The sequence below is a fragment of the Acinetobacter sp. 40AMC3-4 genome, assembly GCF_049898185.1.
Lineage (GTDB): Bacteria > Pseudomonadota > Gammaproteobacteria > Pseudomonadales > Moraxellaceae > Acinetobacter.
Genome location: NZ_JAFCXG010000016.1, coordinates 33,799 through 50,420, shown reverse-complemented (window position 1 = coordinate 50,420; position 16,622 = coordinate 33,799). Strand labels below are relative to the sequence as shown.

The window sequence follows — 16,622 nt, the reverse complement described above, 5'->3', positions numbered from 1 at the left end:
TTTGCCAGTGTTGATCTGTCAGCATGGTACGAGGCATAGCGAATAGTAAAATTGGGTTTGGCGATTTGATTTTACTACTTCGCTATTTTTTTAAGCTAAAAGTGTCAACACACCCTATTTTTGTCCCAAAATTTGCGGAAATTTTTGCTGATCTCAATCACATATTTTTTGGCACGGCGGGAGATCGGCGTCAGGTTAATAAAACCATGTGCTTGATCGGTATATTCATGATAATGAACACTCACGCCATTCTGACGTAGTTTATGTGCATAGATTGAACCTTCATCATGCAGGACATCATGACGTGCAGTAATCACATAACTTGGCGGCAAGTTTTGCAATTCACCATAGGTGGGTGAAATCAGCGGATCATCCAGTTCAATCTGATGGGTTTGGGCATACATTAAGGTCACCAGATCAATATCCTGTTCCGAAAGTACCAGTCCATCTTTATAGGCATAAAAAGAAGGATGGCGACTTTTAAAGTCGACCGCCGGATAAAGCAAAAGCTGTGCTCGTGCGGCATAAGATTTACCTGCACTGCGCTGTGCCACCACAGTAGCCAGATTTCCGCCCGCACTGTCCCCTGCTACGGCAATACGATTTTTATAGATTTTTAGTTGCTTACTATGCTGATGTGCCCAAGCCAAGGCATCTTCACAAACCTGTACCATCTGCAAGGGGCTAAATTCTGGCGTCAGCGGATAAGCCACGCTTAGCACCTGCACTTTGGCATGTACTGCCAGCAAGCGACAGAATTCATCATGGCTGTCCAGACCGCCCACCATAAATGCACCGCCATGATAAAAAATCACCATCGGCAACTTCTTTTGTGGAGCTGGATGATAATGCCGGGCAAAGATGCTGCCACTTTGCAAAGGCAGGCGCAGCTCTTCGATGACTTTGACAGTAGTTGGTTTAGCCGCGATCGCTTTCATGCGTGCATCAAACAATGTGCGCGAATGAGCCAGATCCTCACTGATAAAACTGCTATGCCCCTGTTTTATCTGGATGGCCATCAGGCATTTAACCAATGGATCTAAATCAGGATAAACATGAGGATAATCCAGAGCCTTAACTAATGCTTCCTGTGCAATGCCAGGTAAGCGGTCCAGCATACGCGCTGCCGTCCCTTGTCCCTTTTCCATCACACTTTTCAGAACCGGAGGATTCACAGTCATTATTTTTAGTCCTTATTCTCTTAATTCTTCATAGTTTCTACACGATTAGCGTTTCAGTGACCATATTCTTATATAAGTCTTAATATCAATGTACATATAGCTTCTACTCGATACGTTACCCTCATTTATAAAAGATGTCATTGACCGTTTAAAGGTTATTTTTGACGTACTTTTGCGAGCTTAAGTATATTTTTTATTACAAATCGGGAGGATGCCTATGGCTAGCAAAATTATAGCTCTGTCTTTGGCGACTGCATTTTTAGCTGTAGGCTGCGTCGCATTTCCTGAAGATGGTGACTATTATGATGGCCGCTATGATCAGCGTTATGACCGTCGCTATGAACTGGACCGGCGTTATGAACAAGATCGTCGCTATGAGCGGCAACGTTGGGAATATGAACAGCAACGCAAACGCATTGAACTGGATCGACGTAAACAGGAATTACAACGTCGCAATTGGGAGCAGGATCGTAAAAGACAGTTAGAGCTGGATCGACGTAAAAGCCAACTGGAACGACAGCGCCATGAACAGCAACGTAAAAATATCATGACGCAACGGCAAAAACAGGCAGAGACAGAACGTAAACGTCGTCAGGATCTGGAGCGTAAACGTGTAACAGATCAACGCAGTAAAAAAGTCCAGCAAAATCGTTCTAATCAACGCTGGAATGACAACCGACGTCATCAAGAACAACGTTCACGCGATCGTCGCGATTAAGACTTGAATCATTTTCTGTATTAAAAGCCCAGACTGGGCTTTTTAAATGGAAAAAGATAGCTGCCAGATAGACAAAGGCCCTAAAGAAAATTTATTTAGGGCCTTTGCAGAGGGTTATGTTAAACGAACTTCCACTTCGCTTATGCTTCTCAGCAATTCAACCAGAACATCCTATTCTCTATATAAATTATCCTATCGAATCAACTTGCTCTCATGAAGCGGACATTCACTATCCAAGCTGTAAGTTTTATCTTACAAACCGCTAAAATAGAGACGACTGATTCCAACAAATTCAAAAAAGGTAAATTCTGGACAAAAAAAGGCTTATCTAGAGAACAGGATAAGCCACGAAAACACATTTCAAAATAAGAAGAAACTACAGCGATAGAATCTGGAATAAATATTAATCAAAAGTTCATCTATTGTGAAAGACTTTATTGCTTAGATATTAATCGTTTTTATGTCTAATAAATAAACAGGCAAAAAAAAGCTGAGTTTTGGGGATACTCAGCTTGAAAAAAGCAACTCTAAAATAGGGCAACAGCAACCCGGTTCGGCTCTCTCCTCTGAACAAGGTCGCTGTTAATAGAAGTATGATGCAATTTTTTTACCAATACTTAAAACGGATTAAAATTATTAATTTGATTCAAAAATACGATTATTCATTTTTTATATTTATTTTCAAATACTTAATTCTTAGATTTAGTCGCCAATTAAATCTATTCAGTTCAAAATTCGGATTCATCGCTGCTGATGTCCGTGTATTTTATTCTCATCCTATCCTGCTGTTGTGTTCTGAATAGCTTGTTCTGCTATCCGCTGGATTCAGTATTTTGTATAAATCTTAAATTTAATCTGGGTCGACGCTTGAATTTTTACACCCTGCCCCGATTTCTTTAGGTAATCAAGAACTTCACAACCATGGCAGTTCAGCATAAACGCAGTGAACACTGAGGCCTAAGGACTGTACATGTTTAAGAACCCATTTAAACGGAGTAAATCAATGGCGACTGAGCAAAACGAGCAAGCTCAACAACTTGAGCAAGAGCAAGCGGAACAAGATACAGCGCAAACTCAAGCTGAAACCGAGCAGGCTGAAGTTTCCGTTGAGTCTTTACAAGAGCAGATTGCGCAGCTTGAAGGTGATTTAAAGTTAGAAAAAGCCCGTACCGCCAATGCAGTTTATGAAGCACAAAAGAGTGTTGAACGTATTCAGCGTGAATCTGAAAAGCATAAAGATACAGTTCTGGAAAAGTTCTCTAAAGAGCTTCTAGAAACAGTCGACAATCTGGAACGTGCCATTGTGGCTGCAGGTGAAGAGCAAACACCATTGCGTGAAGGTGTTGAACTGACCCTTAAATCTTTATTGCATACCTTGGAGAAATTTGGGGTTGTGGCAGTGGATACCAACAACGGTTTCAATGCTGACCTGCATCAGGCAGTCGGGATTGATCCAAATGCCAAAGCAAATGAAATTGGGACTGTTTTGCAAAAAGGCTACACGCTTAACAGTCGCTTATTGCGTCCTGCCATGGTGATGGTCGGCGCTTAAGCCAAATAAATTCGGGAGTTTGTGAAATTTTTCAAAAATTTTACTTGAAAAAAATCGAACGGCTCTCATATCGGATAACAAGTGTAAATCACAAAAAAATTTTAGAGGAAACATCCAAATGGCTAAAATCATTGGTATTGACTTAGGTACTACAAACTCATGTGTTGCAGTACTTGAAGGCGACAAAGTTAAAGTAATCGAAAACGCTGAAGGCGCGCGTACCACTCCATCTATTATTGCCTATAAAGATGGCGAAATTCTGGTAGGTCAATCTGCAAAGCGTCAAGCAGTAACGAATCCGAAAAATACATTGTTCGCGATCAAACGTCTGATCGGTCGTCGTTATGAAGACCAAGCGGTACAAAAAGATATCGGTCTGGTTCCTTACAAAATCATCAAAGCTGACAACGGTGATGCTTGGGTTGATGTCAACGACAAAAAATTGGCGCCACAACAGGTTTCTGCTGAAATCTTGAAAAAGATGAAGAAAACTGCTGAAGATTACCTGGGCGAAACCGTAACTGAAGCTGTTATTACTGTTCCTGCTTACTTCAACGATGCACAGCGTCAAGCAACTAAAGATGCAGGTAAAATTGCAGGTTTAGAAGTTAAACGTATCATCAACGAGCCAACTGCTGCGGCACTTGCGTTTGGTATGGACAAGAAAGAAGGCGACCGTAAAATCGCGGTTTATGACTTGGGTGGTGGTACTTTCGACGTTTCAATCATTGAAATTGCTGACCTTGATGGTGACCAGCAAATCGAAGTATTGTCGACTAACGGTGACACATTCCTAGGTGGTGAAGACTTCGATAACGCGTTAATCGAGTTCCTGGTTGAAGAGTTCAAGAAAGAACAAAACTTTAACCTGAAACAAGATCCACTGGCGTTACAGCGTTTAAAAGAAGCTGCTGAGAAAGCGAAGATCGAACTTTCATCTTCAAATGCAACTGAAATCAACCTTCCATACATCACTGCTGATGCGACTGGTCCTAAACACTTAGTGATCAACGTAACACGTGCAAAATTAGAAGGTCTGGTTGCTGACCTGGTTGCGCGTACCATTGAGCCTTGCCGTATTGCGCTTAAAGATGCTGGTCTTTCGACTTCTGACATCTCTGACGTGATCCTAGTGGGTGGTCAATCACGTATGCCAATGGTTCAACAGAAGGTTCAAGAGTTCTTCGGTAAAGAGCCACGTAAAGACGTAAACCCTGACGAAGCAGTCGCCATGGGTGCTGCGATTCAAGGTGCGGTACTTTCAGGTGACAAAACTGACGTACTTCTACTTGACGTAACTCCGTTGACACTTGGTATTGAAACCATGGGCGGCGTGTTGACTGCAATCATCGAGAAAAACACCACGATTCCTGCGAAGAAATCTCAAGTATTCTCAACTGCTGCGGACAACCAGCCTGCTGTAGACATTTCAGTTTACCAAGGTGAACGTAAAATGGCGCAGCAAAACAAACTGTTGGGTAACTTCCAGTTAGGTGACATTCCACCTGCGCCACGTGGTGTGCCACAAATTGAAGTATCTTTCGACATCAATGCTGATGGTATCTTGAAAGTATCTGCGAAAGACAAGAGCACTGGTAAAGAGCAATCGATCCAGATTAAAGCAAACTCAGGTTTGTCTGATGCTGAAATCGAAGCAATGATCAAAGATGCTGAAGCAAATGCTGAAGAAGACCGTAAGTTTGAAGAGCTTGCAAAAGCTCGTAACGAAGCGGATGCTTTAGTTGCTTCTTCACAAAAAGCAGTGAAAGATCTTGGTGAACAAGTAACAGCTGACGAAAAAACTGCTGTTGAAACGGCGGTTTCTGAGCTTGAAGCTGCAACTAAAGAAAATGACGTTGAAGAAATCAAAGCGAAAACTGAAGCGCTGCAAAATATCATCATGCCAATTACACAACGTGCATATGAAGCTGCTCAAGGCCAAGGCGGTGCGCAAGGTTTTGACCCGAATGCATTCCAAGGCGGCGAAGGTCAATCTCAAAAAGCGGACGACGGCGTTGTAGATGCTGAGTTCACTGAAGTGAAAGATGACAAAAAATAATTTGTCGCTTTAACTGAAAAAACCGCGCGAAAGCGCGGTTTTTTTATGTCTCGACTTAAAAGAATAAAATAAAAATTACTAAAATTTGATCGTATTTTCAGGAAAAGCTGTTTAAGTTAAATCCAACATTAAAATACCCTGAACCCATGAAAATTCTGATTTTGCTGCCTTTACTTAGTTGCTTGGGCCTGACAGCGTGTAGCCTGCCCGTTTCATCTCTCCTATCTCAAAGCACTTCGACTCAATCGACTCAAGCCATTGCCCAATTATTTGATCAGGCGCAAAGCGCGGGTGTTCTAGTGATTCAGCGTGGTCAACAGATACAGGTTTATGGTAATGATTTAAGCCGTGCAGATACCGAATATGTTCCCGCCTCTACTTTTAAAATGCTCAATGCCCTGATTGGCCTGCAACATGGCAAAGCCACAACCAATGAAATTTTTAAATGGGATGGCAAGAAACGCAGTTTTGCAGCCTGGGAAAAAGACATGACTCTCGGCGAAGCCATGCAAGCTTCTGCTGTACCCGTGTATCAGGAACTGGCACGTCGCATTGGCCTTGAATTGATGCAACAGGAAGTACAACGCATCCAATTTGGTAATCAGCAGATTGGTCAACAGGTCGATAACTTCTGGTTGGTAGGCCCTTTGAAAGTTACTCCAAAACAGGAAGTCCAATTTGTTTCTGCGTTGGCCCGAGAGCAACTGGCCTTTGATCCTCAAGTCCAGCAACAAGTCAAAGCCATGTTATTTTTACAGGAGCGGAAAGCTTATCGACTATATGTCAAATCCGGTTGGGGCATGGATGTGGAACCGCAAGTCGGCTGGCTCACCGGCTGGATTGAAACACCGCAGGCTGAAATCGTGGCATTTTCACTCAATATGCAGATGCAAAATGGTATAGATCCGGCGATCCGCCTTGAAATTTTGCAGCAGGCTTTGGCCAAATTAGGGCTTTATCCAAAAGCTGAAGGATGATGCAAATAAGCATGGGAAAGGCATTAAAATTAAGCTATATTTTTAAAAAATAGACATTTAAATAAAAAATATGCGTCTTCTGCTCTGTCTGCTCGTAGTGGGATTGATCATGTCTGCCTATCTACATATGCAGGCCCAAACCCATCCTCAACTGCGCTATAACTCGCTGGCTGATCGCTTGACGCATCCTTTCGATACACGCTTACGTTTCCGAATTGATCAGGTCGATTCAGGCTTTGGACTAAGTAAAGATCAAGTCATTCAACTGAGCAAGGAAGCGATCGAAATCTGGCATCAGGGAAGCAATCGTGATGATTTGATGGTCTATGATGAAAATGCCAGGCTGAGTATTCACCTGATCTATGATCAACGCCAGCAAGACTATGATGCCTTGAAGAAAGTCGAAAAACAGTTGCTGGCAGATGACGCCAAGTATCAACGTCAGGTCAAAAATCTGGAAGCATCCCATCAGCATCTGGAAAGTCAGCAGCAACGCCTGATCCAGCAAAGAGATCAGATGAATAGTGAATTTCAGGCCTTACAGCAACGACGCCGTCAGCCAAATTTATCTGCTTATGAACATGAGCAGATTGAATATGAGGTTTTGGCTTTACAGCGCAAATCGGAAAGTTTTCAACGGGAACTTCAGTACCTTCAGGAACAGCAAAGTTCCTTTAATATGAATGTTTCCATGCATCAACATGGTCTGCAAAACCATCAGCAGAATATCATTCAAGCCCAACAGCGTTTCCCTGCCCGCGAATTTCATAAAGGCGTGTTTATGGGTGATCAAATTCATGTCTATCAGTTTGATGCAGAAGATGATCTCCGTCTGACTCTGGCACATGAACTCGGACATGCCTTGGGGCTGTATCACCATAATGACCCGGAAGCACTGATGTATCCGGTGCTGGGTAAACAGAATCTGCAACACTTCCAGCTGCGACCTGCAGACAAGACCTTGCTTTATAACCGTTAAGTGATCAGCTTGAATTCCCTAATTAATTTAAGTGTATAAGTATTATAAAAAACACTCTATTCTGATTTCATGTTATTGTGATTGGCTACATTGTTCAGGCCATCTTTGGAGATTCGTGTGAGTTACTACCATATTTTAATTGAAGTAAATGACCACATTAGTACGATTGATGAAACCCGTGATATCGAAATCTTTGATATCGAGGACATCCAACCCTATCTTCATTCGATTTTGCTGCCTTATTTCAATGAACAACTGATTGAACTCGACGATGAAAATCTGGAATATAAAGATATTCTGCATCTGGAAATCAAACAGACCTTATTACCGATCAATGACCTGATCGAAGAAGAACAGCGTCTGTTGCCAAGCGATACCGACATTACCATTAGCGCCTATGAAATTTTCAATAACCGCGAGTTGAGTCAGGATGTCACTACCGTGATCTTTGACCTGCTTGAAGCGGTAAAACTGGATAGCTAAACGTTCTTCCAGATATAAAAAAGTCCTCATTGAGAGGACTTTTTTTTTGTGCATGGATTTAGATCGAGAATGAAGATCCACAACCACAGGTCGTGGTCGCATTCGGGTTTTGTACCACAAAACGTGAACCTTCCAGACCTTCTAAATAATCTACCACCGAACCGACCAGATATTGATAACTCAATGAATCGACCAGGACTTTAACATCGCCATTGGCAAATTCTGCATCATCTTCATTCTGGCTTTCTGCAAAATTAAAGCCATAAGAGAAACCTGAACAGCCGCCACCGGTCACATAGACACGGAGCATTAAGTCTTGGTTACCTTCACTGTCACGCAACTGGCGTACTTTATTTGCGGCATTGTCGGTGAGCACAAGCGCTTGGGCATTCATGGCGGATTCCTCTGTTGAATGGAATGTCTTTAAAAAGAAAAGACCATGTTTAAGTATAGCACACTCAATATATGGTCAGTCTCTACAGATTAAAAGTCAAATCAGAGTAATTTTATCAGGATTATTTGTAGTTCTCATCCTGTAAGGCACATTCAAAGTTTTTCGGGTTCTGTTTGCAGCGGAATTGCCATAACAATTTCATCATACGTTTGTCATAAACACCGCGTTTGGTCAGGTCAATTCGGGAATCCCGCATCATTTTCTGGTAACCCGATTTGTCTGCAGCAGGAATATCCATCCAGTATTTTGCTGGAATGTCCGCTTTCATTTTCCCCAAAATACCAAAGGCACGCGGTAACTGACTTCTCACCCATTCACGTGATTTTTGTCCGTAACCTGCCGGAAATTTATCTGGACGGATAATGATATTGCCTGTGACCTGCAACACCGGATAATTCACAATCGCGCCTTTATTACCCAAACCTTTATGTAATTCCAGCGGTTTAAATACTGCTGCTGGTGCACCAATAATATCCACCTGGCCATTGTTAAACTTGGCACCAAAATTGGTGACATCGGCACTCACCGCCTGTGCGCCGACCTGCTGTACCATGATTTTTTGTGCTTCATCATAATCAAGTACGGCAATTTTTTTACCAGCGGCTTTAGCAACGGTATTAATACTGCGGTCGTTCACCAGCAGGAAAGCATCACCCACAGGAATGACACCGACTACCTCATATTTACCTTGCAGCATATGTTTGGCGAAGGTGGGACTGGCCAAGCCCTGCATGACTTTAACTGCCAGATTCAGATCTGGAATCGCGCCAATAGCATCGAGTGAACCGGTAAAATTATTGAACTGACGGCCACGCATCCCGGTCACACTAATGCCGTCACATTTTCCAGCTTTAAAATCTTCTGCAACCACCGCTTCATTGGTATTCACCCGCAGTTCGACATCTGCACCCCAATTTTTGGCCGCCAACTGATAGTCTTTCATCACACTATAGACATCACCGTTTTTACCGACCAGATCAAATACGCAAATCACCTGTTTGGCTTGTGCCAAACCTGAAACAGCCAGTGTTGCCGTAGCCAATGCCAGTGCTTTCCATCCTTTATGCATCATCATTTCCTTATCGCTTGTTTTTGTTATTGCAGTTTTAGTCACATGTGATTGTTTTTTATATAAAACATGCGAATTTAATATTTAGCTCAAGCTTAAGCTATTTTATTCGCTGCACAATGGCAGATCTGACCTGGTTCAGCCATAAAAAAAGCCTAGATCAATCTAAGCTTTTTTCTTTAAAAATCAGATTATTCGCCAGCAATTGAACATTCAAAGTTGGCCTTATCGACAGAACAGCGCGCACGTTTTAAGACCGACATCATGCTGGCATCATAGATTCCGCGTTTGGTCATGTCCATCCGGCCATCACGTAACATTTTCTGATACTTGGTTTTATCTTCAGCGCTCAGATTCATTTTATATTTCGACGGAATACCCGCTTCCAGACGGCTGATCATCCCCATGCTCTTTGGCAGGTTTTTGATAAACCAGTCACGCGATTTCTGTCCAAAACCTGCGGGGAATTTTTCCGGACGAATCACAAAATCAGAGGTGACATGCAGTACCGGGAAATTAAACATTGCGCCGTTATTACCCAGACCTTTATAGATTTCTAATGGCTTGTAGGCATAAGCAGGTGCACCGACCATATCCACCTGACCATTGTTAAATTTGGCGACAAAGTTAGAAACATCGGAGATCACTGCCTGCGCACCGACGCGCTGTACCATGATTTTCTGGGCATCGTCATAGCCAAGTACGGCGAATTTCTTCCCTGCGGCTTTTTCAATCGAATTGATATTCTTGTCACGAACAAAAATAAATGCTGAACCCAACGGTGAAATACCGGCAATTTCGTATTTTTTGCCGCCCATATTACTGACCATTTTCGCTGCATTACGTTTGTCCAGAGCAAAACTGATCGCACGCTGGGCAATGGCATTACTTGGTGCACCGCCCAGTGCATCAATAGAACCGGCAAATTTATTGTATTGACGGGCACGCATGGCTGTCATAAACACACCATCACATTTACCGGCCTTGAAGTCATTGTCGGCAACCGCTTCATCCTGACGGGCAATCAGATTGATTTCTGCGCCCCAGCCTTTTGCAGCCAGTGCCCATTCTTGCGCCATCTGGAAAGACTCACCGGATTTACCCAGTAAGTCAAACACACAGATATCGACTTTTTCTGCATGCGCCGCACTTGCAAAACCAAATGCAGAGAATGCAGCCAATGATAAGAGTGTTTTTTTCATTGTAGTTATCCTTTGAAATCTTGTTATTCGCTGAGTGTCCGTACACGGGACAAATATTAAGCAAGTTTAATTAAAAAAAATAGAGCATTTACTCCATTTAAAACCGGCATTTTGGCCTATAAAGATAAATCAGCAATAGTTGCCTAAGTTATTTTTTAAATATATATTTAAATATCAATATCTTAATATTTAAAACTGCTTTCTTATAATTACATTTACCCAGATATAGTTACAAAGATATACATGATTTCAGATTTATTCGCCACCAATCGAACATTCAAAATTGGTTCTTTCTACCGTACAACGCGCGCGTTTCAATACGTTCATCATGCCCTGATCATAAATCCCCTGTTTGGTTAAATCGATCCGCCCATCACGCAGAATCTTTTGGTAGGCCACACGATCTTCACGGCTTAGATTCAGAATATATTTGCTTGGAATCTCAGCTTCCATGCGCTTGACCATGGCAAAGCTGCGCGGTAACTGTTTCACAAACCAGTTTCGGGATTGTGCGGCAAAGCTTGCCGGAAACTTTTCCTGACGAATAATCAGATCAGCAGTGACATTAATCACCGGAAAATTAATCATTGCGCCTTGACGGCCTAGTCCTTTCTGTAATTCCAGCGGTTTAAATGCATAAGCCGGTGCAGCGACAATATCCACTTCGCCCTGATTAAACTTGCGAATAAAATTGGAAATTTCCGACATGACCGGTACGGCTTCAATCCGGTCGACCATGATTTTTTGCGCATAGTCATAATGCAGCACAGCAAATTTCTTGCCTTTGACCTGTTCCAGTTTATTTAGAGTACGATCACGAACAAAAATATAGGCTGGCCCAATCTGGCCGATGCCTGCTACTTCGAATTTTTCTTTGCCAATCTGGGTGATTAGGCGTTTGCTATTGCGTTTATCCAGCACATAGCTGATGGCTTTCATGGCAATGTCATTATTCGGCACGCCGCCAATTGCATCAATCGATCCGGCAAATTTATTATAGGCGCGGGCACGCATCGAAGTCATATAGAAAGCATCACATTTTCCTGCTTTGACATCCTGATCGACTTTGGCTTCATCCTGATAGGCGTTTAGCTGAATTTCGGCACCCCAGCCTTTTGCTGCCAGCGCCCATTCCTCCAGCAGCTTATAAGATTCACCAGATTTTCCCAGCAAATCAAAAACACAGACATTCACTCTGGCTTGAGTTGAAGTCGACACCAAAAGACCCAGTGCCGACAAAATTAAACATCCCTTTTTCATTTTTATTTGACTCTATGGTATTTTTTACTCGATCAGCCTGAACTATAAACCACTGTTCATGCATAAAATAGAGCTTTTACTCAACTTATGCGTCTATCCCAAATCAATTGACAGAGATGAAAACTGATTCATTTCAGCAAAATCGGTAAGATTTTTCATTTTCACAGGGCTTTCCTTTAGAATAGGCGCATCTTATTTCTTAGCTTTGATTTCTCAATGATTCAGTTAGACCAGTTATCTATACGTCGCGGTGGACGTGTTTTATTTCAAAAAGCGTCGATGCAGTTACACCCAGGATGGAAAATTGGCCTAACCGGTGTCAATGGTGCTGGAAAATCAACCCTGTTTTCAGCCTTGCTGGGCGGCATGGAATCGGACACCGGTTCGCTGACCCGACCTGCGGTATGGACCGTGGCGCATATGGCTCAGGAAATCAAAGCACTGAATATGAAAGCCATTGATTTCGTATTGTCGGGCGATGAAGAATACTGGGATATTCAGCAAAAACTCGATCAGCCGGATCAACTGGATGATGCAGAACTGGCACATTTATATGGCCGTTTTGATGAAATTTCAGGTTATTCGGCTCCTGCCAAAGCCTCGCAGCTGATGGCGGGTCTGGGCTTCTTTGAACATCAATCACAGCTGGATGTTTCAAGTTTTTCCGGTGGCTGGCGTATGCGTCTGAATCTGGCGCGTACCTTGATGAGCCGTTCAGATTTACTACTCCTCGATGAACCGACCAACCATCTGGACCTGGATGCGATTCTCTGGCTAGAAGACTGGCTCAAGGCTTATGAAGGTACGCTGGTGCTGATTTCGCATGACCGGGATTTCCTCGATGCGATTACCGATCACATTTTACATATCGAAAATCAGGAACTGATTTTATATACCGGCAACTACTCGACTTTCGAGCGTACCCGTAGTGAACGTCTGGCACAGCAGCAACAGGCGTATGAAAAGCAGCTGGAAACCCGCGCGCATCTGCAAAAATATATTGACCGTTTTAAAGCACAAGCGACCAAAGCCAAACAGGCACAGAGCCGGATCAAACAGCTGGAACGTATGCAGGAACTATCTGCTGCCCATGTCGATACACCATTTACTTTCAGTTTCCGCGAACCGACCAAAATGAGTTCGCCGTTATTGCAACTGGAACATGCCGATATTGGTTATGGCGACAAGCTGATTGTTACCAATGTAAATTTACAGATCACGCCCAACAGCCGGATCGGGTTACTCGGGATGAATGGTGCAGGTAAATCCACGCTGATTAAATCGCTGGTCGGTGACCTGAAACTGATTCAGGGCCTGCGTAAAGATTCAGAGCTACTGAATATTGGTTATTTTGCCCAGCATCAGATGGATGCACTGGATGGTAATGCCAGTCCGATGTTACAGCTGGCACGTATTGCCGATAAAAAAATCAGTGAAGCCAGCCTGCGTTCTTTCTTGGGTAGTTTCGGTTTTAGTGGCGAACGTATGGATACGCCGAGTGAAAGTTTTTCGGGTGGTGAACGTGCACGTTTGGCCCTAGCGCTGATTGTTTGGCAGCGTCCGAATGTACTGATTCTGGATGAGCCGACCAACCATTTAGACCTGGATATGCGTCATGCACTGACTATGGCTTTACAAGATTTTCAGGGCGCGGTAGTTCTAGTTTCGCATGAACGTCAGCTCATCGCCAGCGTCTGTGATGAACTGCTACTGGTACATAATGGTCAATGCCGTGAGTTTGATGGTGATCTTACTGCCTATGCTGACTGGTTACGCCAAGCCCGTATTGAGATGATTAAAAATGGGCAAAAGCCAGCAGAACCGGTGAAATCCCAAGTCGAAGTCAAACCGACTATTTCCAAACTGGACAAGGAAGCACAACGTAAGGAAGCTGCTCGCCAGCGGGAACTAAGTCGTCCGATTCGCAAGAATATTGAAAAATGCGAAACACAGATGGCCAAACTACAGCCGCGCCTGATTGAAATTGAAAACCTGCTGGGTGACAGTGCTTTATACGAAGCATCACGTAAAAATGATTTGCTGAAACTGATGAATGAGCAAACCGAGCTAAAAGCCAAACTGGAAACAGCCGAAGAGCAAATGCTAGAACTGATGATGGAACTGGAAAGTCTGGAACAGACGTTCTAAAGCTCTTTTAGTAAGATTTAAGATAAGAGATGAATGACCAACGTTGTTCATCTCTTTTTTATTCACTATTTTTAATGTTTTCTCTTCCATTTTCCCCCCTGTATTTTTTCATCTACGTCTAGATGTTTCTTTAATTCTGTTCTTTTCTATTCATTCGACACATAAGGTCATGAATTACACAAACCCTATATAAGTTTATTTTTTAAACAGTTGGATGCCTTATTTCATACATTAATTTACAGCGCGCTGTTTCATCCTAAGGCTCTAATACAAATGTTTTTTAATTTTTGGCAGCCTTGCTACGAGTCTGTTTAATGTTGAACTAGAGAGAGGAAATCCGCATGCGTGCTCTTACCTATCATGGTGCTCGGGATGTACGAGTTGAATCCGTTCCAGATCCAGTGATTCAGGAACCAGATGACGTTATTTTAAGGGTGACAGCCACCGCCATCTGTGGCTCAGATCTGCATTTATACCGGGGGAAAATTCCGGCCACTGAAGACGGTGATATTTTCGGCCATGAATTTATGGGAATTGTAGAAGAAGTCGGCCCAGAAGTAACCGAAGTCAAAAAAGGTGACCGGGTGATTATTCCCTTTGTGATTGCATGCGGTCACTGTTTTTTCTGTGAACATGAACTCATGGCTGCCTGTGAAAATACCAATACCGGTCGTGGTGCAATTCTCAACAAAAAACAGATCCCACCAGGGGCAGCTTTATTTGGCTTTAGCCATCTGTATGGTGGTATACCGGGTGGTCAGGCTGAATATGTACGGATCCCCAAAGGCAATGTCGGACCATTTAAGGTGCCGGGTTCCCTGCCTGATGAAAAAGTATTATTCCTGACCGATATTCTGCCAACTGCGTGGCAAGCAGTGAATAATGCCCAAGTCGGTCGAGGTTCCAGTGTGGCGATTTATGGTGCTGGCCCGGTCGGTCTGCTGGCTGCTGCCTGCGCGCGGATGCTCGGTGCCGAGCAGATCTTTATGGTCGATCACCACCCTTACCGTTTGCGTTTCGCGCATCAAACCTATGGGGTAATTCCCGTCAATTTTGATGAAGTCGATGCCGCTGAATTTATCATTCAAAATACTACGGGTTATCGTGGAGTCGATGCCGTCATTGATGCGGTCGGTTTTGAAGCCAAAGGTAGCATGCTGGAAACCGTAATGACCAACCTGAAATTAGAAGGTTCGAGTGGTTCAGCGCTAAGACAATGTATTGCAGCGGTCCGTCGCGGCGGTGTGGTGAGTGTACCTGGAGTTTATGCCGGTCCAATTCATGGCTTCCTGTTTGGTGATGCCTTTGACAAAGGTTTGACCTTTAAAATGGGACAAACCCATGTGCATAATTACTTGCCGCAGTTGCTAGAACATATTGAAAATGGAGATCTGTCTCCAGATCTGATTATTACCCATCGCATGAAACTGGAAGATGCTGCGGAAGGTTACCGTATTTTTGATAAAAAGGAAGAAGACTGTCGTAAAGTCATTCTAACACCATAAATATGATTAAAAAAAAGCGCCGTCAGGCGCTTTTTTATTTTTCATCGTCATTTTATCAATCCTCTTTTTCTTGTTCCTAATCAATATCATTTCAGCGATTCCCTCCCTCTTTTCTATCGAGTAATAAAAGAAATGCCCGATTTTCAATAATGAAATCAAGAAATAACTCAAAAATGAGAAATAAAAAAGTTAAGCAAAAATCGATAAAAGTATGATTTTAAATAAAAATGAAAGTTCACTTGATTATTAAATCAATTATGTAGTTTAGCTACATCTTGAGTTTTTAGTTAACAATATGTTCCACGGTAATGATTAGAGAAACTACACTATATTTACAAGTATTTAATTTATAATAATTTTTTATTTTAAAGCCAATCCAAGGAATAGTCTGGTCATACTAGCAATATATCGCCAAATCTAGCTTTAAATTTAAAATGCTATTTTAAATTTAAAAACACTTATCCACAAGATAATCGATTTCAAATTTGAATTTAAAATAAAGAATTAATACGTGGATTAAAGCTTGCGGAAAAATACTATCTTATTCACATAAAAATTATGGATAACTTTAGAGTTATCCACATCTCTGATCAGGCTTTCTAGATGCTTGAAGCAATATTATTCACGTATTATTTAGCGTATTAGACCAAGTTTCTTATAAGCTATTGAAAATTTAAAATTTAGTTTTAGCAGCTTTTTATTTATTTTTGAGATATTGGATCTTCTGAATAGGCGATTTATTATTTTTTAGTCGAATCCACCTAAAGTATTCGATCTGTTTTTATTACACGCATCTTTAAATACCACTTTGACTGATCCAGTTTTCACCTAGTGTCGTGAACTGCATGCAAACTTCTCATCGTATAAAGAACGTCTTTCTACCTCACTTTCCTATTCAAAAATTATTTTAGAAGTTCTGATGCAGATCATTTTTATAACGATAGATTCACTCCAGATTTCAGGTATTCTCCCGAGTTGGTAATCTCTATACATAAACCCTTTCTTAGAGTCGATTTGGCTTACTCAACTTGGCTT

The 16,622-nt window shown here is 42.4% G+C and carries 13 protein-coding genes; 8 read left to right on the top strand and 5 right to left on the bottom strand.

Features of this window, described 5'->3' with window-relative positions; genetic code table 11:
- Positions 1-104 precede the first annotated feature (104 nt).
- Positions 105-1,181 carry an alpha/beta hydrolase gene (locus ACP7BU_RS14090; protein ID WP_253173799.1) on the bottom strand — a complete coding sequence of 359 codons (1,077 nt, stop codon included), beginning with the start codon at positions 1,179-1,181 and terminating at the stop codon, positions 105-107.
- 217 nt (positions 1,182-1,398) lie between these two features.
- Between ACP7BU_RS14090 and ACP7BU_RS14085 the strand changes: the two genes are divergently transcribed.
- The 6 genes from ACP7BU_RS14085 (at position 1,399) to ACP7BU_RS14060 (ending at position 7,949) form a co-directional block, all read left to right on the top strand.
- A complete protein-coding gene (locus tag ACP7BU_RS14085; RefSeq protein ID WP_425880145.1) occupies positions 1,399-1,899 on the top strand; it encodes a hypothetical protein in 501 nt (166 codons plus the stop codon).
- A 1,003-nt stretch (positions 1,900-2,902) separates the two neighbouring features.
- Positions 2,903-3,451 (top strand): nucleotide exchange factor GrpE, encoded by a 549-nt coding sequence (grpE, locus tag ACP7BU_RS14080; RefSeq protein ID WP_004647116.1) that lies wholly within the window; start codon positions 2,903-2,905, stop codon positions 3,449-3,451.
- Between the two features lie 118 nt (positions 3,452-3,569).
- The gene (gene dnaK, locus ACP7BU_RS14075) at positions 3,570-5,510 is read left to right on the top strand and encodes a molecular chaperone DnaK (RefSeq protein ID WP_004647118.1); all 1,941 of its coding nucleotides are present in this window, start codon (positions 3,570-3,572) and stop codon (positions 5,508-5,510) included.
- A 146-nt stretch (positions 5,511-5,656) separates the two neighbouring features.
- Positions 5,657-6,487 (top strand): OXA-134 family carbapenem-hydrolyzing class D beta-lactamase, encoded by an 831-nt coding sequence (blaOXA, locus tag ACP7BU_RS14070; RefSeq protein ID WP_425880144.1) that lies wholly within the window; start codon positions 5,657-5,659, stop codon positions 6,485-6,487.
- A gap of 70 nt (positions 6,488-6,557) precedes the next feature.
- The gene (locus tag ACP7BU_RS14065) at positions 6,558-7,466 is read left to right on the top strand and encodes a matrixin family metalloprotease (protein ID WP_005094835.1); all 909 of its coding nucleotides are present in this window, start codon (positions 6,558-6,560) and stop codon (positions 7,464-7,466) included.
- Positions 7,467-7,571: 105 nt separating this feature from the next.
- Entirely contained in the window at positions 7,572-7,949 is a 378-nt protein-coding gene (locus ACP7BU_RS14060; protein WP_016806936.1) for a hypothetical protein, read from the top strand.
- A gap of 58 nt (positions 7,950-8,007) precedes the next feature.
- Here the strand turns inward: ACP7BU_RS14060 and erpA are convergent, their stop codons facing one another.
- From erpA to ACP7BU_RS14040, 4 genes are all read right to left on the bottom strand, one after another.
- Positions 8,008-8,343, bottom strand: coding sequence for an iron-sulfur cluster insertion protein ErpA (erpA, locus tag ACP7BU_RS14055; RefSeq protein WP_004281944.1), 336 nt, complete (start codon positions 8,341-8,343; stop codon positions 8,008-8,010).
- 121 nt (positions 8,344-8,464) lie between these two features.
- On the bottom strand, positions 8,465-9,472 hold the full coding sequence (locus ACP7BU_RS14050) for a putative solute-binding protein (protein ID WP_425880147.1): 1,008 nt from the start codon (positions 9,470-9,472) through the stop codon (positions 8,465-8,467).
- Positions 9,473-9,663: 191 nt separating this feature from the next.
- Positions 9,664-10,674, bottom strand: a complete 1,011-nt coding sequence (locus ACP7BU_RS14045; protein WP_005094844.1) for a putative solute-binding protein — start codon at positions 10,672-10,674, stop codon at positions 9,664-9,666.
- Between the two features lie 255 nt (positions 10,675-10,929).
- Complete coding sequence (locus ACP7BU_RS14040; RefSeq protein WP_425880143.1) at positions 10,930-11,934, bottom strand: putative solute-binding protein; 1,005 nt, start codon at positions 11,932-11,934, stop codon at positions 10,930-10,932.
- Between the two features lie 216 nt (positions 11,935-12,150).
- On the opposite strand from ACP7BU_RS14040, the gene ACP7BU_RS14035 reads away from it, so the two are divergent.
- Both ACP7BU_RS14035 and ACP7BU_RS14030 read left to right on the top strand, forming a co-directional pair.
- Positions 12,151-14,082: an ATP-binding cassette domain-containing protein gene (locus ACP7BU_RS14035; protein ID WP_129717334.1), complete on the top strand. Its 1,932-nt coding sequence runs from the start codon at positions 12,151-12,153 to the stop codon at positions 14,080-14,082.
- 341 nt (positions 14,083-14,423) lie between these two features.
- Positions 14,424-15,587 carry a zinc-dependent alcohol dehydrogenase gene (locus ACP7BU_RS14030; protein WP_001202407.1) on the top strand — a complete coding sequence of 388 codons (1,164 nt, stop codon included), beginning with the start codon at positions 14,424-14,426 and terminating at the stop codon, positions 15,585-15,587.
- Positions 15,588-16,622 lie beyond the last annotated feature (1,035 nt).